At 73.7% G+C, this 16992-nt stretch carries 15 protein-coding genes; 3 read left to right on the top strand and 12 right to left on the bottom strand.

The features are described from left to right. Nucleotides 1-18 precede the first annotated feature (18 nt). Both rsmI and BJP25_RS31470 read left to right on the top strand, forming a co-directional pair. Nucleotides 19-876, top strand: a complete 858-nt coding sequence (gene rsmI, locus BJP25_RS31475) for a 16S rRNA (cytidine(1402)-2'-O)-methyltransferase (RefSeq protein WP_075978707.1) — start codon at nt 19-21, stop codon at nt 874-876. Then, the gene (locus BJP25_RS31470) at nt 863-1975 is read left to right on the top strand and encodes a DUF371 domain-containing protein (RefSeq protein WP_075978706.1); all 1113 of its coding nucleotides are present in this window, start codon (nt 863-865) and stop codon (nt 1973-1975) included. Before rsmI ends, BJP25_RS31470 begins: the two co-directional genes overlap by 14 nt. A 16-nt stretch (nt 1976-1991) precedes the next feature. Here the strand turns inward: BJP25_RS31470 and kamB are convergent, their stop codons facing one another. From kamB to BJP25_RS31415, 11 genes are all read right to left on the bottom strand, one after another. Then, a complete protein-coding gene (gene kamB, locus BJP25_RS31465) occupies nt 1992-2642 on the bottom strand; it encodes a 16S rRNA (adenine(1408)-N(1))-methyltransferase KamB (protein WP_075978705.1) in 651 nt (216 codons plus the stop codon). Between the two features lie 724 nt (nt 2643-3366). Beyond that, entirely contained in the window at nt 3367-3741 is a 375-nt protein-coding gene (locus BJP25_RS31460) for an STAS domain-containing protein (RefSeq protein ID WP_075978704.1), read from the bottom strand. Nucleotides 3742-4206: 465 nt separating this feature from the next. After that, the gene (locus BJP25_RS31455; protein WP_075978703.1) at nt 4207-4665 is read right to left on the bottom strand and encodes a PPOX class F420-dependent oxidoreductase; all 459 of its coding nucleotides are present in this window, start codon (nt 4663-4665) and stop codon (nt 4207-4209) included. Nucleotides 4666-4673: 8 nt separating this feature from the next. Beyond that, nucleotides 4674-5591 (bottom strand): SMP-30/gluconolactonase/LRE family protein, encoded by a 918-nt coding sequence (locus BJP25_RS31450; RefSeq protein WP_233158368.1) that lies wholly within the window; start codon nt 5589-5591, stop codon nt 4674-4676. 90 nt (nt 5592-5681) lie between these two features. Then, a complete protein-coding gene (locus BJP25_RS31445) occupies nt 5682-6344 on the bottom strand; it encodes a histidine phosphatase family protein (RefSeq protein WP_075978701.1) in 663 nt (220 codons plus the stop codon). Next, on the bottom strand, nt 6341-7396 hold the full coding sequence (locus BJP25_RS31440; protein WP_075978700.1) for a phosphotransferase family protein: 1056 nt from the start codon (nt 7394-7396) through the stop codon (nt 6341-6343). Before BJP25_RS31440 ends, BJP25_RS31445 begins: the two co-directional genes overlap by 4 nt. Further along, nucleotides 7393-8142, bottom strand: coding sequence for an SDR family oxidoreductase (locus tag BJP25_RS31435; protein WP_075978699.1), 750 nt, complete (start codon nt 8140-8142; stop codon nt 7393-7395). Before BJP25_RS31435 ends, BJP25_RS31440 begins: the two co-directional genes overlap by 4 nt. Continuing rightward, nucleotides 8139-8939, bottom strand: a complete 801-nt coding sequence (locus BJP25_RS31430) for an SDR family oxidoreductase (protein WP_075978698.1) — start codon at nt 8937-8939, stop codon at nt 8139-8141. The genes BJP25_RS31435 and BJP25_RS31430 overlap by 4 nt, the downstream gene beginning before the upstream one ends. Beyond that, entirely contained in the window at nt 8936-10144 is a 1209-nt protein-coding gene (locus BJP25_RS31425) for an acyl-CoA dehydrogenase family protein (protein WP_075978697.1), read from the bottom strand. The genes BJP25_RS31430 and BJP25_RS31425 overlap by 4 nt, the downstream gene beginning before the upstream one ends. A 196-nt stretch (nt 10145-10340) precedes the next feature. Further along, nucleotides 10341-11543, bottom strand: a complete 1203-nt coding sequence (locus BJP25_RS31420) for a S8 family peptidase (RefSeq protein WP_075978696.1) — start codon at nt 11541-11543, stop codon at nt 10341-10343. Between the two features lie 419 nt (nt 11544-11962). Beyond that, nucleotides 11963-13558: an acyl-CoA synthetase gene (locus BJP25_RS31415; protein ID WP_233158367.1), complete on the bottom strand. Its 1596-nt coding sequence runs from the start codon at nt 13556-13558 to the stop codon at nt 11963-11965. Nucleotides 13559-13795: 237 nt separating this feature from the next. Between BJP25_RS31415 and BJP25_RS31410 the strand changes: the two genes are divergently transcribed. Then, complete coding sequence (locus BJP25_RS31410) at nt 13796-15415, top strand: bifunctional 3'-5' exonuclease/DNA polymerase (protein ID WP_408607246.1); 1620 nt, start codon at nt 13796-13798, stop codon at nt 15413-15415. Between the two features lie 413 nt (nt 15416-15828). On the opposite strand, the gene BJP25_RS31405 is transcribed toward BJP25_RS31410, so the two are convergent. Further along, a complete protein-coding gene (locus BJP25_RS31405) occupies nt 15829-16824 on the bottom strand; it encodes a tetratricopeptide repeat protein (protein ID WP_075978693.1) in 996 nt (331 codons plus the stop codon). Between the last annotated feature and the right edge of the window lie 168 nt (nt 16825-16992).

Below are 16992 nucleotides of genomic sequence, written 5' to 3'. Positions count from 1 at the left end.
TTGGGTACCGTTGCGGGCATGCGCCCCGACGTCGACCCGGACCTGGGAACCCTGTACCTGGTGCCCACGCCCATCGGCGACCCCGGCGACATCACCGCCCGCGCCGTCGAGGTGCTGCGCTCGGTGTCCGCGGTGGCCTGCGAGGACACCCGCAACTCGCTGAGCCTGTTCAAGCCGCTGGGCATCGAGGCCAGGCTGCTCAGCTACCACGAGCACAACGAGGAGTCCCGCGGCAGGCAGCTGCTCGACCTGCTGCTCGCGGGCGAGGACGTGGCCGTGGTGTCCGACGCGGGCACCCCGCTGGTGAACGACCCCGGCTACCGGCTGGTGGCCTCGGCCATCGACGCGGGCGTGCGGGTCCGCCCGCTGCCCGGGGCCAACGCCCCGATCACCGCGCTGATCGGCTCCGGCCTGCCCGTGCACCGCTTCCAGTACGCCGGGTTCCTCCCGCGCAAGGCGGGCGCCCGCCAGTCGGCGCTGGCCGGGCTCGCGGGCGTGGCCGCCACCCTGGTCTTCTTCGAGGCCCCGCACCGGGTGCTGGAGGCCCTGCGCGACATGCTCGCGGTGCTGGGCGACCGGGACGCGGCGGCGGGCCGCAACCTGACCAAGCCCGACGAGCGGTTCCTGCGCGGCCCGCTGTCGGGGATCATCGCGGAGCTGGATTCCGAGGAGCAGGTGCGCGGCCAGTTCACCCTGGTCGTCGCAGGCCGCGACGCCTCCTCCGACGACGCGGCGGAGGAGCTGGCGGGCAAGCTCGCGGACGCGCTGATCCAGCACGGCGCCACCCCCAAGCTGGCCACCGCCGTCATCCGCGACGTCACCGGCCTGCCCCGCAACTGGGTCTACGACCGGGTGCAGTCCGTTGCCCGGCCCTGACCTGCTGCGCCTGCGCAGCCGCGGCCACCCCGGCGTCCGGGCGACCCACGACCGCACGCTGGAGCTCACCACCGACCCCGACATCACCGCCCGCGCCACCTGCATCCTGGGCACCGGCACCGAGGTCGTGGGTCCGGTGCCCCCGGCGATCGCGGGCCTGGTCGACATCACCATCACCGCCGCGGGCCACACGGCCGTGGTCCGGGCGCTCGCCAACTCGGCCTGGCACCCCGGCACCACCGCCGTCGTCCGCCGCAGCCCCGTCCGCCTCCCCAACACCCTCGCCACCGACGCGGACACCACCGCCCGCGACCTCCCCCGCGACCTCGTCCTGGCTCTGTCCAACCCGGACACCGAGATCACCACCACCATCACCCGCGCGCACGACGACACCCCCCGCCTGGTCCTCTTCCGCCTCGGCGACGACCGCCGCCTGCTGGCCGAGGTCGCCGCGGCGGACGCCGTCGTGGCCGAGGACGACACCGCCCGCTCCGTCCTCTCCGGACTGACCGCCGCGCACGACGCCCTGGGAGCCCTGAGCACCGGTGCCCGCGTCCTGGCCGTGTCCAGCGGCGAGGGCCCGCACCCCTTCGCGGCGGCGGCCCTGAGCCAGGACGACCGCCCGGAGGTCGAAGTCCTCGGCCTCCCCCCGGAACTGGCCGTGGCGTCGATCTCCCCCCACTGGGCCCCACCCCTCATCACCGGCCCCCAGTCCCGCCGCGACGCGGCGAAGCTGGCCGCGGCGCACCCCGCGGCCCGCGTGGTGTTCCGGACCCCCGGCACCAGCCTCGCCCGCGCCCTGGACGAAGCCGCGAAGACAGCGGGAACCCGCACAGCGGCGATCGGCACCGACGAACGCCCGACCTGGGGCCCCATCACCGAACTGCGCACCCTCACCCCGCGCGGCGACGTCTTCTGCGCGCTGGACCCGGTCCAGTCGGAGGAAACCGCGGCGGACCCCTCAGCCCCCGAGGCCTTCATCACGGCCCTGCTGTCCCAGTCCGTCTCCCCGACGACCCTGGTCAAGGCCCTGTCCTCCCTGCCCGGCTGGTCCCGCAAACAGGCCTACGACCTGGTCCTCCGCCTCAACCAACGCTGACGCCGAGCGAGGCGGGTCAGGGGGTGATGGTGCCGGTGAGGGCCAGGACTTCGAGGTGGTCGCGGGAGGAGTTGAGGCGGCGGGTCCAGGAGGTGGACAGGGCGGCGATCTCGTCGGCGTCGAGGTAGGTGGCGGTGTCGAGGTGCCAGCCCGCGGCGGCGAGGGCGGGGCCGAGGGCGTCCTGGGCGGTGTCGGGGGTGGGTTCGGGGTGTTCGCCGACCTCGGGGACGGGGGGTTGCCAGGCGTGCAGGTTGAGGGTGATGAGGAAGCGGGCGCCGGGGGTGCAGGCGGCGGCGAGGCCGCGGAGCATGGCGGGGTCGGAGCCGAGGACGCCGCGCAGGAGGCTGCCCCAGGGCATGAGGACGTGCAGCTCGGTGAAGCCGGTGAGGCCTTCGGGCAGGTGCTCGGCGGGGGCCCAGACGTAGAGCAGGTTGGGTTGGCCGCCCTTGGCCGGTTTGGCGGCGGCGCGGGTGGCGGCCTTGCGCATGTTGTCCTTGGCCGCGTCCAGGCCGACGACGAGGGTGTCGGGGCGGGTCCTGGCGACGTGCGCGGGGTGCTTGCCGTCCCCGGTGCCGACGTCGAGCAGGGCGTGGGCGTGGGTCGCGCGCAGCGCGGCGAACTCGGCCGCGGGCAGGTCGACCACGTTCTTCCCGGTGACGCGGCGCATGGGCCGAGCCTATCCGGCACCCCGGGCGCGCAGGACCCCGGCGCCGGGTCGGGGGCGCCGGGGTCCTGGGGGTCGCCGGTCGCGCAGTGGCGGCGGTGTCGCGCGACAGGTGACCCGGTTGCGCTGCCCGGCGGGCAGCGGCGAGCCTACGTCGTCAACACGGGCTGACCAGGAGAACCCTCGACCGGCTCACCGGCGCCGACAGGGCGGCCGGGATCGGCGGCCCCACCGGCACCGGCAAGTCAGTCGGGCCTGGCAGACCCCTCGGTGCTGCCGGGCCAGTCGGGGTGGGCAAGTCCACTGGCAGCGGCGCGCGCGTCGGCACCGGCTCACCCCCCGCGTTCCGGGCAGGCCGCAACCGAGCTGTCGCGGACGAACGCGCCACCAGGTTCGCAGGTCCAACCGCCCCACCCGGGCCGACGATCCGCACGTCGTGACTGCTCATCCGCGCTTCCTCCCCGGTCCGGGCCTGGTGCCTGCTAGGACAACGGCTACCAGCGCGGACCACCCGTGACCATTGGATCACCACAGGTGACCGTCCAGAGTGGATAGCACGGAGCGACGGCGTCACCGGTGCGGGACCCCGACCGGCGGTCACTCCTCAGTGTCCGCCGGGTACGAGGTCACGCAGACCACCACCCGCTCCACGACCGGGGGCGGTGGCGGGGGTCGGGCCATCCCATCGGTGGATCCGGGCTCGGTGTCACCGGTTCGAGCGCGCGGGTCACCAGGGGGAGGAGATCTCGTTCTGCAGGGCGGACGGCAGGTCGCGGTAGACCGCGACGGCGTCGCGGATGCCGGTGACCTGCAAGGTGTGCAGGGCGGGCCCGAGGGGCGCGACGATCCGCAGCAGCTTGCCGCGGTGCAGGCAGTGGTAGTGCGCGCGCAGGAACAGCGGGGCGACCCCGACGCTGAGGAAGGTGACCTCGGACAGGTCGACCACGACGAACCGCTTGACGGTGTCCTCCTCGCAGGCGTCGATCACCTGCTCGCGCAGCGGGCCCTCGGAGACCAGGTCGACGCGCCCGACCACCCCGACCACCACGGCCGACCGCGTCCGCCGCGTGGTGACCTCAAGCGGAGGCTGCCCAGGCCGCACCGCCGCCCTCCTCGCTCCGCCCCAGTCCGACACCCCGGAACCGCACGTCCGCCCGATGATAACGGCCCCGCCGCCGCTCCCGGGCCGCTCGACGGGCCCCGAACCGGCCGCCACCTGCGCCACCGTCACGTCCACACCCGGCGAATCGACCCCCACCAGGCGTTCGTTACCCCCTGTTCCACAGAGCACATCGGCACCCGTTGCCGCAGGTCAAGCCCCTGACGACGACGGTGGTCGCCCATTGCGGCGAAGTGACGTCCCCCCGGAGCCCGTCCAAGCGGCCCGCTGCTGCCCAGGGCCGGCGCAGGCCACGGCGGGTGGCCGCAGGCAGTGGGGTCGAGCTAGGCAGCCACGGCTGAAGACCGGAACGACAAGGACCAGCAATGCGCGGCAAGGTCTGGTAGCAGGCAGGAACCATCGCGGCGGAGAGCCGCGGTGGCGGGGGCCGGGTCCGGCGGGCGGTGGTCAGGACAGGCGGGGCGGGAAGCCGCCGGTGGCGATGGGGCCCCAGCCGGTGATGGTGATGCGGATGAGGCACTTGCCCTGGCGGACCATGGCTTCGCGGTACTCGTCCCAATCGGGGTGTTCGCCGGAGATGGAGCGGAAGTAGTCGACGAGGGGGTCGAGGGCCTCGGGGAGGTCGAGGACCTCGGCGGTGCCGTCGACCTGGACGTAGGGGCCGTCCCAGTCGTCGGAGAGGACGCAGGCGGAGACGGTGGGTGTGCGGCGGGCGTTGGCGGACTTGGCGCGCTCGGGGTAGGAGGAGATGACGACCCGGCCCTCGGGGTCGACGCCGTAGGTCACCGGGGACAGCTGGGGGGCGCCGCTGCGGCGCTGGGTGACCAGGACGAGCTTGGTGCGCTCGCGCAGGAACGCGGTGAGCTCGACCTGGTCGGGCTTGCGGGCGGTGGCGGTTCTCGGCATGAGCCGAGCTAACCACGCGCCCCCGGGCCCGGCAGGGAGAAGCTGCCCAGGGCGCGGGCGGTGAGGCCGCCCAGCCACACCCTGCCGCCGTGCTCGCGGACGCCGGTGACCATCGGGTACGTGCCGAGCGGGGCGCGCAGGTCGTGCACGACGGCGGCGGTGGTGGGGTCGATGGCGCGCACCCAGGTGATCTGGTCGGGGTTGGGTTGCAGCTTCTCCGGCAGCCGCCACAGCGCCTTGCGGATCGCCGGGGGTGTGGCCAGCAGCGTGTCGAGCACGGGGTCGCGGGGGCTGGGGAAGGCCATCCACACCAGGCCGTCGCTGCCCAGGGACAGGTTGTCGGCGAAGCCGGGCAGGTCGTCGGCGAAGACCGACACCGCGCCGTCGGGCAGGGAGACGCGGCGGATGTTGTAGGCGGCCATGTCCGAGACGAACACCGCCGACTCGTCGGGGGCCAGCGCGACGCCGTTGGCGAAGGCCAGGCCGGTGACCAGGACGTCGACGGCGCCGTCGAGGGTGCGGCGCAGGAGCCTGCCGGTGGCGGAGTGCTCGATGACGTCGGCGCGGTAGTCCGGCAGGTCGAAGCGGCTGGTGGAGTCGGAGAAGTAGACGGTGCCGTCGGCGGCCACGGCCGCGTTGTTGCACAGCCGCAGCCCCGAGCGCCCGCGCGCCACCAGTTCGGCCACCGACCCGTCCAGGCCCACCCGGAGCAGCCCGCGCGAGGCGTCGCACACCACCAGGCCGCCGTCGGGGTGCCACTCCAGCCCCAGCGGGCGACCACCGGTGTCGGCGATCTCGGTGATCTGCTTGCCGTCCTCGGTCACCCGCACGACCCGACCGTCGTCCAGTCCGGTGAGCGCGCTGCCGTCCGCGGGGTCGACGAGCACGTCCTCCGCGCCCGCCCCCGGCAGCGGGTGCAACGCCACGGGGGGCATCGCGGACGGGGTCGGCGCAGGCCCGCGCCTCGGCGCCCGCCACACCACCGGTTCGATCCTCGGTCGGACCACGTCGTCCTCCTAGCGGTAGGTCAGCAGCTCGCGCTTGTCGCCCTCGAAGTGGCCGTGCTCGTTGAACGACACCAGCGACGCGCCCGCGCGGCCGTGCACGACCTTGGTCACCGCCGCGTTCACCACCACCCGGTTGAGCGCCACGACGGCCGCGCCGGACAGGCCCAGCAGCCGCGAGCACAGGGAGGCGATGACCCCGCCGGAGGTGAACACGACCGCGACCCCGCCGGAGCCGAGCCCCTGCGCGACCTCGGTCAGCGCGTCGAACGCCCCGCCGGAGAAGTCCTCGAACGCCCCCGCCGGGCCCGCGGCGGACCCGGCGACCCAGTCGCGCAGCGCCCAGTCGAGCACGGCCTGGAACTCGCGCGGGGAGGTGGGCGGGGCCACGTCCTCCCGCTGCGCCAGCGCGGTCACCAGTCCGATGTGGTCGTACTCGTCCCACCGGGCGTCCTGCCCGACCTCGACGTCGAGCCCGGCGGCGGCGAGCGCGATGGAGGCGGTGGCGCGCTGCCGGGACAGGGTGCCCGACCACGCCTGGTCGGGCACCACGCCGCGGGCGCGCAGCTCCTCCCCCAACACCTTGGCCTGGAGCTCCCCGGTCGGGGAGAGCACGTCGTAGTCCTCGGCGCCGAAGGAGGCCTGCCCGTGGCGCAGCAGGTAGACCGCGCTCACCGGCCCATCACCTCGCGGCAGCGCCACTCCAGGTACCCGACGAACATCCAGAACTGCCCGAAGCGCGGGTTGGTGGTCTGGCCGTGGTGGAAGCGGTAGTAGATCTGCTGCATGATCACCGCGAGCCGGAACAGGCCGAACACCTCGTAGAACGCCCAGCGCTCGGTGCTCAGCCCCATCCGCGCGCAGTAGTGGTCGACCAGCTCGGCGCGGGTGAGCATGCCGGGCAGGTGCGTCGGCTGGCGGCGGGCCTGCTGGAACACCTCGTCGTCGTCGGCCTGGATCCAGTAGGCCACCGCACCGCCGAGGTCCATCAGCGGGTCGCCCAGGGTGGACATCTCCCAGTCGAGCACGCCGGTGATGGCCAGGTCGTCGTCGAGCACCACGTTGTCGAAGCGCCAGTCGTTGTGGATGACGACGGTGGCCACGTCGTCGGGCTGGTTGGCCGCCAACCACGCCATCACCTCGGCGAAGTCGGGCACGTTGTCGGTGCGGGCGGCGGTGTAGCGCCGCGACCACCCGCCCACCTGGCGGCCGACGTACCCCGCGCCCTTGCCCAGGTCGGCGAGCCCGGCGGCGTCGGGGTCGACCCGGTGCAGGTCGACGAGCCGGTCGACCAGCGCGGTGGACAGCGCCCGCGCGCCCGCCTCGTCCAGCTCCAGGCCGGGGGGCAGGTCGCCGCGCAGGATCGTGCCCTCGACGCGCTCCATGACGTAGAAGTCGGAGCCGAGCACGGACTCGTCCTGGCAGAGCCCCAGCACCGTCGGCACGTAGGGGTAGACGGGCTTGAGCGCGCTCTGCACCCGGAACTCGCGGCGCATGTCGTGCGCGGACGCGGCCTTCTTGCCCACCGGCGGGCGGCGCAGGATCAGCTCGCGGTCGGGGTAGCGCAGCAGGTAGGTCAGGTTCGACGCGCCGCCGGGGAACTGCCGCACGGTGGGCTCGACGTCGCCCAGTCCATCCACTGTGGACCGCAGCCAGGCGTGCACGGCGGCGGTGTCGAAGCTGTCCTCGGCGCGGACGTCCTGCGCCTGGTCGCGCGGCGGGGTCACGCGAGCTTCCGGACGAGCTTGAGCGGCAGGGTGCGCATCGCGAAGCCCAGCGGCGTCCACGGCCACGACGGCGTGCACGCCTCGGCCACCTCGCGCTCGATCGCCTTGACCATCGACCGCACGCCGGGGATGGTGTCGACCATCAGCGGCGCCTTCTCGACCCTCTCGTTCATCTCCGAGCGGATGTAGCCGGGGTAGATGGTCGAGACCTTGATCCTGGTGCGCATGAGGTCCGAGCGGATGCCCTCGGCCAGGGTGGCGATCCCGGCCTTGGTGGCGGCGTAGGTGGTGATGTTGCCGCGCATCCCGCGCATGGCGCTCATCGACGAGATCACGACCAGGTGCCCGTCCTGCTGCGCCCGGAAGGCCTCCACCGCGGCCTCGCACTGGGCGAGGGCGGAGACGAAGTTCGTCTCGGCGGTCTGCTTGTTGGCGTGGAAGTAGCCGGTGCCGATCGGCTGCCCCTTGCCGAGGCCCGCGTTGACCACGACGCGGTCGAGCGAGCCCAGCTCCTCGCGGAACTCGCCGAACACCCGGAACACCGCGTCGTGGTCGTTGACGTCGAGCGCCTTCACCGCGACGGTGATGCCGGGGTAGGTCGAGGTCAGCTCCGCCTTGAGCTCGTCGAGCCGGTCGGTGCGGCGCGCGGCGAGGGCGAGGTTGCGCCCCAGCGCGGCGAACTGGCGGGCCATCTCCTCGCCCAGGCCGGAGCTGGCGCCGGTGATGAGGATGTTCTTCCTGGTCACTTCTCCCCCTCGATCTTCGACCGCATGCGGTCCCAGAACGCCGCCACCTGCGCCTCGAACACCTCGGGCCGGGTGCGCTTGAAGTCGTAGGACTGCCTGCCGTCCTCGTGGGTGAGCACGAGGAACCGCTTGTCCGCCACCGCCCGCACGACCTGGTCGGCCACGTCCTCGGCGGTGACGGTGGCCACGGCCATGAGCTTGCTGGCCACGTCCACCTCCGGCACGTCGGGGTTGCGCGCGGCGCCGGGCAGGTTGGTCTGGAAGAAGCCGGGGCACACCACGGTGGTGGCCACGCCGTGCGGGGCCAGCTCGAACCGCAGCGTCTCCGACAGCGACAGCACGCCCGCCTTGACCACGTTGTACGGGGCCATCGCGGGCAGGTTCATGATCGCCGCCATCGAGGCGACGTTGACGAAGTGGCCGCCGCCCTGCTGCTTGAACAGCGGGGTGAAGGTGCGGCAGCCGCGCACGACGCCCTTGAGGTTGATGTCGATGATCCAGTCCCAGTCGGCCATCGGCACGACCTCGATCCGGCCGCCGAGGCCCACCCCGGCGTTGTTGACCACCACGTCGACGCCCTGCCACAGCTGCCGCACCCGGGCGAGCGCGCCGTCCCAGGACTCGTCGGAGCGCACGTCGAGCACGTGGTGCTCGGCACCCAGCTCCCCCGCGACCGCCGCCGCCGCGCCCGCGTCGACGTCGGTGACCAGCACCCGAGCGCCGTCGGCGGCCCAGCGGGTCGCCAGCGCCCTGCCCAGCCCGGACCCGGCGCCGGTGACCAGGACCCGCGCGCTCACGGCAGGTACTTCTTCAGCTCGATGCGGGCGACGACGCCCTGGTGCACCTCGTCCGGCCCGTCGGCCAGGCGCAGGGCGCGCGCGCCCGCGTAGGCCGCGGCCAGCGGGAAGTCGTCGGTCATGCCCGCCCCGCCGTGCAGCTGGATCGCCATGTCGATGATCCCCAGCGCCATGTTCGGCACCACCACCTTGATCTGGGAGACCTCGGACAGCGCGCCGCGCAGCCCGTGGGTGTCGAGCTTCCACGCGGTGCTCAGCACGAGCAACCGCGCCTGGTCGATGGCCATCCTGGCCTGGGCGATGCGCTCGCGGTTGCCGCCGAGGTTGGCCAGCGGCTTGCCGAAGGCGACCCGCTCGGTGGCCCGCCTGCACGCCAGCTCCAGCGCGCGCTCGGCCAGGCCGATGAGCCGCATGCAGTGGTGGATGCGGCCGGGGCCGAGCCTGCCCTGGGCGATCTCGAAGCCGCGGCCGGGCCCGGCGATGACGTTCTCCACGGGCAGCCGGACGTCGGTGAAGGTGACCTCGCCGTGCCCGGAGGGGGCGTCGAGGCGGCCGAACACCGGCAGCAGCCTGCTGACCTCGACGCCGGGGGCGTCCATGGGCACCAGCACCATCGAGTGCCGGGCGTACTTGTGCGCGTCGGGGTCGGTCAGCCCCATGAAGATCGCGACCGCGCAGTTCGGGTGCCCCACACCCGTGGAGAACCACTTGGTGCCGTTGAGCACCACCTCGTCGTCCTTGACGACGGCGGTGGCCTCCATGTTGGTCGCGTCGGAGGAGGCCACGGCGGGTTCGGTCATGCAGAACGCCGACCGGATCTCCCCGGCGAGCAGCGGGTCGAGCCACCGCCGCTTCTGCTCGTCGCTGCCGAACAGGTGCAGGACCTCCATGTTGCCGGTGTCCGGGGCGTTGCAGTTGAACACCTCGGGGGCGATGGCCGAGCGGCCCATCAGCTCCGCCAGCGGGGCGTACTCGACGTTGCTGAGCCCGGCGCCGTGCTCGGGGTCGGGCAGGAACAGGTTCCACAGCCCCTGCGCCCTGGCCTTGGCCTTGAGCTCCTCGATGACCGGCAGCACCACCCACGGGTCGTCCAGGGCGGCGAGCTCGCGGTGGTAGTCCGGTTCGACCGGGTCGACCTCGGTCTCCATGAAGCGCCCGACCCGTTCCAGGTACTCGGCCGCGCGGGCTGAGTGCGCGAAGTCCACGGGCTAACCTCCTTGTCGACCCCGGTTGACCACCGCCGCTAAGCTACCGCTTAGTAGAGCGCGCGCCAAGGGTCGTGACCGGATCGGGCGCGCCCGCCCACCGGGTGTCGAGGTGGACCCGAGCGGGAACGGCGGAACCCCGCCACCGCGGGGGTGACGGGGTTCCGAAGCCGGTCCGGGACGTGCTCCCCCGGGCTCAGCCGCCCACGCGGAGCAGCAGGTTCGGGGTGCCCGAGGAGGCGTTGGTGATCTTGTCGGCGGAGGCGGACCCGGTCAGGCCGGAGGCGACCTCGGCCGGGGTGGCGCCCGGGTTCTGCGCCAGGTAGAGCGCCGCCGCGCCGGTCACGTGCGGGGTCGCCATCGAGGTGCCCGAGATCGTGTTGGTCTCGGTGGTGCCGCCGATCCACGACGAGGTGATGCCCACGCCCGGGGCGTAGAGGTCGACGATCGAGCCGTAGTTGGAGAAGCTCGCCTGGGCGTCGGTGTCGTCCGAGGCCGCGACGGTGATGGCGGGCCCGACGCGGGCCGGGGAGTAGCCGGAGGCGTTCGCCCCGTCGTTGCCCGCGGCCACGGCGAACACGACGCCGGAGTCGATGGCGCCCTCCACCGCGGCGTCGAGGGCCTCGTCGGCGCCGCCGCCGAGGCTCATGTTCGCCACCGACGGGCCGCTGTGGTTCTCGGTCACCCAGTCGATGCCCGCGACGACGCCCTCGGTGGTGCCGGAGCCGCCCGCGTCCAGGACGCGGACCGGGACGATGTCGACCCCGGGGGCCACGCCGTACTCGGTGCCGCCGACGGTGCCCGCCACGTGCGTGCCGTGGCCGTTCTCGTCGTCGGGGTCGCCGTCGTTGTCGACCGCGTCGAAGCCGCCGGACACCCGGCCGCCGAAGGTCTCGTGCGCGGCGTTGACGCCGGTGTCGACGATGTAGGCGGTGACGCCCGCGCCGTCGGAGGGCGCCGAGTAGGAGCCGTCCAGCGGCAGGTCCGCCTGGTCGATGCGGTCGAGGCCCCAGGAAGCGGTGGCGTCGACGTGGAAGCGCTGGTTCGCCTGGACGAAGGCGACCGAGCTGTCCGCGGCCAGCCTCTCGGCCTCGGCCTCGCTCATGCTCACCGAGAACCCGTTGATCGCCGAGTCGTAGGTGCGGCCGACGGTGCCGCCGTAGCGCGTGGCCAGGGTGCTGGCCTGCGCGCTGACCTGCTGCGCGCCGAGCGTCTTCGCGCCGTCCTTGAGGACGACGATGTAGCTGTCGGCCACGGTGTCCGCGGCGTCGGCGTGCAGCACGACCCCGGTGGCGGCCTGCGCGGGCACCGCGGCGAGCGCGGCGACGGCGGCGGCGGCACCGAGGACGCCCAACCCCGCCGCGCGCCTGCCCCTGCGGCCTTCACGACTCGTGTTCATGAACCCTCCATCTACCCCGACTGAAGTGCACGCTCCGACATCGGAGAGCGGCTTTTCGGTCACTCTCCGCGTCGTTGCTTGATGGTTATGCAACGCGTGCGCAGACCCCCGCGGCAACGCTTCACAGTTGCCACTACTGAGCCCATCGGAGCAAATGCCTTACCCCTTGTGGCTGTGCGCCGACCGGCCGGGCCATGCGTCCGATAGACGCCAGGGAAAGGCCTGGGAATGACAAAGCCGCAGCTCATCGCCCTGGAGCGAGGAACTGCGGCCATTTCGTCGTCATTAACCGACCACGACGTCCATGAATGCGAAAGACGTTGACCAAAACCGGAGAAACCGCCGAAGGGACGCCCATCCCGGGCGCCATCCCCGACGACCGGGGGTTGCGTCGGCAACCCCCGGCTTGATAATGCGGATCAGCCGAATTCGGGAAGCCGCTTGCGCAGCAGCTTGCCGGTGGCGTTGCGCGGCAGCTCCTCCAGGAACACCACGTCGCGCGGGACCTTGAACCGGGCCAGGTTCGACTTCACGTGCTCGCGCAGGTCGTCCTCGCTCGCCCTGGCCCCCTCCTCCAGCACCACGTAGGCCTTGAGCCGCTGGCCGAACTTCTCGTCCTCGACGCCGAGCACGGCCGCCTCGACCACACCGGGGAACTCCACCAGCAGGTTCTCGATCTCGGCGGGGAACACGTTCTCGCCGCCGGAGACGATCATGTCGTCGTCGCGGCCGTCGATGAACAGCCTGCCCTCGCGGTCCCAGTGCCCGACGTCCCCGGTGGACAGCAGCCCGTCGATGATCTCCTTGTGCCGCCCGTCGGTGTACCCGGCGAAGGCGAGCCCGGAGCCCGCGAACACCCGCCCGGTCACCCCCGGCTCGGTGATGGCCTCGCCCGCCTCGTCGTAGAGCACCACGCGGCAGCCCACCGGCGGCTTGCCCACGGTGCCCGGCGCCGCCCGCCAGTCCTCGGGGGTGGCCACGGTGGCGACCGAGACCTCGGTGGAGCCGTAGAGGTTGTGGATCACGTCGCCGAACACCGCGCTGGCCCGGTTGCCCAGCTCCGGCGACAGCGCGGACCCGGCGGTGAACACGATCCGCAGCGAGGACGTGTCGTACTTGTCGATGATGTCGCTGCCCAGGTCCATGATCCGCTGGAGCATCGTGGGCACCACGACCAGCGCGGTCGCCTTGTTGTCCTCGATGGCCTTGAGCGTGGCCTCCGGGTCGAACTTGCGGCGCAGCACCACCGCGGAGTGCAGCGCGAAGGTGATGATGAACTGCGACAGCCCGGTCGCGTGGAACAGCGGCGCGCCCATCACCGTCGCCTCACCGGCGCGCAGCGGGATGCGGTCGAGGAACTGCGCGGCGGCCAGCGGCGAGCGCACCTGCCGCGGCGCGCCCTTGGGGGTGCCGGTGGTGCCGGAGGTCAGCAGCACCATGCCGCCGGGCTCGCGCGGGGCGGGCAGCGGGTCGTCCTCGGTGGCCCGGATCAGCTGCTCCAGGGTGGTACCCGCGGTGCGCGGGTCGTCGACCCAGGCGGTGAACCGGGGCAGGTGCTCGGGCAGCGCGTCCACCAGCTCGGCGAACTCCTGGTCGGCGACGAAGACGGTGACGCCCTCGCGCTCGGCCACGTCCACCAGCTGCGGCTTGGCGAAGCCGGTGTTCATCAGCAGCAGCCGCGCGCCAAGCTTGCCGGTCGCCAGCATCGTCTCCACCGCGCCCCGGTGGTCGCGCGCCAGCAGCGCCACCACGGAGCGGTCGGTGACCCCGTGCGCGGCCAGCGCCCGCGCCAGCGCGTTGGACCGGCTGTCGAGCTGGGCGAAGGTCAGCGCCCCCAGCTCGTCGACCAGGCCCACCGCCTTGCTGTCGCGGGTGGCCGCCACCCGCGCCGCCCCGGCGATCGGCCCGAACTTGCGCACCGCCATGGCCGACTTGAGCACGTGGTCGGGTCGGGTCAGCGGCACCAGCCCGGCCTTGCGCATCACGTCCACACTGCGCACCGCAGTGGGGACCATGGCAGCGAGATCACGCACACGAGTCAGGTACTCGGTCACCGACGCCTCCTGGGGTTACCCTTCGGTAACACGGTGCCGCACCCCCTGGCGAGCCGTCAACCAGCGGACCTACCGCCGGTACGTACTACTCATTTCCCCCCGCTTCGCCCGGATCGTTCTTGTCGTGCGCGCGCAAGCCCCCCGCCGAGCGGGCCCGTTCCTGTCGTGGGGCGGGGGCACAATGCCGGTGTGCGGGTCGTGCTGGTTCCTGGGCCTTCCGGTGCGGCGCGGGCCGTGGTGGACGGGGCGGCGGTGGACGTCCCGGACTTGGTGGCGTGGGTGCGGCGGGTGGAGCGGGAGTCCGCGCCCCGGTGGGTGGTGCCGTCGGTGGAGGAGGTGTACCCGGCGCTGCTGCGGGCGGGGGTGCGGGTGGCCCGCTGCCACGACCTGACCCTCACCGAGGGCATCCTGCTGGCCTTCGAGGAGCGGCCGGGCCGCCCGCGCAACGTCGAGGCGGCGTGGGCGCGGGCGCGCGGGCAGGCCGAGCCGGAGGACCCCAGGCCCACCGCGCGCGGCGACCAGCCCGTGCTGTTCGAGGCCGAGCGCAGGGCCGTCCCGGTCGAGCGGGTCGCGGCGGTGCTGGCCGACCAGGAGGCGCGCATCGCCGCCGCCGCGCGGCCGGACCTGCTGCGGCTGCTGGTGGCCGCCGAGTCCGCCGGGGGGCTGGCCGCCGCGGAGATGACGCACTTCGGGCTGCCCTGGCACGCCGACGTGCACACCGACCTGCTCACCTCGATGCTCGGCCCGCGCCCGGCCCCCGGCGCCCGGCCCGCGAAGCTGGCGGTGCTGGCGAGCGCGATCTCGGCGGCGTTCCGGGGCAAGCCGGTCAACCCCGACCACCCGCCGAGCATCGTCAAGGCGTTCGCCCGCGAGGGCATCGAGGTCGAGTCGGCACGGGCGTGGGTGCTCAAGCGGGTCGACCACCCCGCGGTCGCGCCGCTGCTGGAGTACAAGGAGCTGGCCAGGATCTGGGTGGCGCACGGGTGGTCGTGGCTGGACAGCTGGGTCGACGGCGGCCGCTTCCGCCCGGACTACGTCGTCGGCGGGGTGGTGTCCGGGCGGTGGGCGACGCGGGGCGGGGCCGCGCTGCAACTGCCGAAGGTGCTGCGCACGGCGGTCCGCGCCGACCCCGGCTGGTCGCTGGTGGTCGCGGACGCCTCCCAGCTCGAACCCCGGGTCCTCGGCGCGCTGTCGGGCGACCGCCGCTTCGCCGAGGTCGCCGCGGGCACCGACCTGTACGCGGGCCTGGCCGCCGACGCCTTCGGCGGCGACCGCGACCGCGCCAAGGTCGCCATGCTCTCGGCCATGTACGGCGGCACGGCCGGGGAGGCAGGCGCGCTGCTCGCGGTGCTGCGCAAGCGCTTCCCCGTCGCCGTCGAGTACGTCGAGCAGGCCGCCAGGGCGGGCGAGGCGGGCCGCGTCGTGCGCTCCCGCCTGGGCCGCACCAGCCCCCCGCCGAGCGAGGCCTGGCACGAGCGCGTCTCCGCCGAGGGCGACGAGCGGGTGGAGCGCCGGGCCCGCCAGGCCGCCCGCGAGTGGGGCCGGTTCACCCGCAACTTCGTCGTCCAGGCCTCCGCCGCCGACTGGGCCCTGACCACCCTGGCCGCCCTCCGCCGCCGCCTGCTCCCCCACCCCGCCCAGATCGTCTTCTTCCAGCACGACGAGGTCATCGTCCACTGCCCCACCGACCTCGCCCCGCACGTGGCCACCGAGATCACCGCCGCCGCCGAGGAAGCCTCCCACCTCGTCTTCGCCGGCACCCCCGTCCAGTTCCCCCTCCACGCCACCACCGTCACCAGCTACGCCGACGCCAAATAACCCCTCCCCCTCCGACCCAGCCCCACCCCACATCGCACCCCCACTCGGCGCCACAGCTCACCAACGCCACCGCCCACCCGACGCCCCACTCCACGGCTCACCCAACGCCACACCCACTCGACGCCGCCGCCCCACTCTGCGCCCAACGCCACCGACCAGTCACGCGGCCGCCCCACCTCGCGCCGCCGCAGGCTCCCGCCCGGGTACCCCGGCCAGGGGGACCCCTGTTCTTCACGCTACCCGCGACCGCGCTGGCCGCAGAAGACGCGGCGCGAACCTGGGGACAACTCAGGCCCCTGTGGACAGACGGCCCCTGTGGACGGATTCCGGAGAATGTCGGGCATCCCTGATAGAACTGCGGTCATGACAACGCACCTGACCGCACTCCTCGACCGACTGTCCACATTCACCAGTCAGCGCATGCGCATGCGCGCCAGGCCCGCCCAGCAGGCACCCAGCGCGAGCACGGCGGCGGCCAGGCCGGGCCAGAGCAGCACGACGTCCCTGGCCCCGAACGCCAGGCCCAGCACCCACGCCACGAGGGACAGCGCGCCCACCCCCAGCAGGCCCGCGCCCACGCAGAACAGCGGCATCCGCGCCCACAGCTGGGGCAGCGGGAGCCGGGAGACCCGGGGCAGGCCCAGGAACCCGTGGACGCCGAGGCCGCCCACGGCCAGCAGCAGGGCCAGGCCGAACCACACCAGCAGCGGGGACGGGCGCGGGGCCCCGGCGACGAGCAGCACGAAGCCGCCGACCAGCAGCCAGGCCGAGCAGCGGCGCAGCACCAGCCACAGCGCGATGCGCTGGGCGCGGCCGAACGGCACCTGCGGGCCGGGGTCGGCCTGGGCGGCGCGGACGTGCGCGAGCCCGGCCAGGCGCTCGCGGACCTCGTCGTTGCCGGGGTCGAGGCGCAGGGTGTCGAGGAACGCGCGCTTGGCCAGCGGCAGCTCCTCGGCCCACAGGGCGGCGGAGCCGAGCACCTCGTGCGGGCGGGCCTCCTCGGGGGCCACCTCGACCGCGCGGCGGGCGGCGGCGAGCGCGGCGAGGGGTTCGCGGGGGCCGTGCGCCTCGGCGAGGGCGACGTGGGCGCGCCAGTCGTCGGGGTCGCGGCGGGCGGCCTCGCGGGCGGAGACGGCGGCTTCCTCGTACCGGCCCAGCTCGCCGAGCGCCAGGCTGGCGAGGCGGTGGGCCCAGGAGCGCTCACCGAGGGTGATCGCGCGCTTGGCCGCGTCCAGGCACAGCTCCGGCTGGCCCGCGTCGAACAGCGCCGCGGCCAACCGGCACCACGCGGTCGGGTTGTCCGGGTGCACGACCAGGACCGGCTTCAGCAGCGAGATCGCGGCTTCCGGCCGTCCGGCCGCGGTGAGCTGCGCGGCCTCGGACAGCACCGCGTCGATCGGCTCGGCCATGGCACCTCCCGCCCTGTGGCGACAGTCTGTCAAGCCGCTGATCAGGTCAGGTCGCGACGCGCCGGGGCGGCGGGTCACCGCAGGTGCCGGTTCCCCTCCGCGACGGGCTCGCCCTGACGACCGCCGATCAGGTGATCGTCTGCGCCGGTGCCCCCATCCTCACCCGAC

The organism is Actinokineospora bangkokensis, from assembly GCF_001940455.1.
GTDB classification, from domain to species: Bacteria; Actinomycetota; Actinomycetes; order Mycobacteriales; family Pseudonocardiaceae; genus Actinokineospora; species Actinokineospora bangkokensis.
The sequence above is the reverse complement of the archived record's forward strand: the minus strand, read 5'-3'. Positions and strand labels throughout refer to the sequence as shown.

Excerpts from the sequence above, each read along its gene's own strand:
- rsmI (WP_075978707.1), top strand. The coding sequence starts at position 19 with ATGCGCCCCGACGTCGACCCGGACCTGGGAACCCTGTACCTGGTGCCC.
- BJP25_RS31405 (WP_075978693.1), bottom strand. The coding sequence starts at position 16,824 with ATGGCCGAGCCGATCGACGCGGTGCTGTCCGAGGCCGCGCAGCTCACC.
- BJP25_RS31455 (WP_075978703.1), bottom strand. The coding sequence starts at position 4,665 with ATGCCGAGAACCGCCACCGCCCGCAAGCCCGACCAGGTCGAGCTCACC.
- BJP25_RS31415 (WP_233158367.1), bottom strand. The coding sequence starts at position 13,558 with ATGGTCCCCACTGCGGTGCGCAGTGTGGACGTGATGCGCAAGGCCGGG.
- kamB (WP_075978705.1), bottom strand. The coding sequence starts at position 2,642 with ATGCGCCGCGTCACCGGGAAGAACGTGGTCGACCTGCCCGCGGCCGAG.
- BJP25_RS31420 (WP_075978696.1), bottom strand. The coding sequence starts at position 11,543 with ATGAACACGAGTCGTGAAGGCCGCAGGGGCAGGCGCGCGGCGGGGTTG.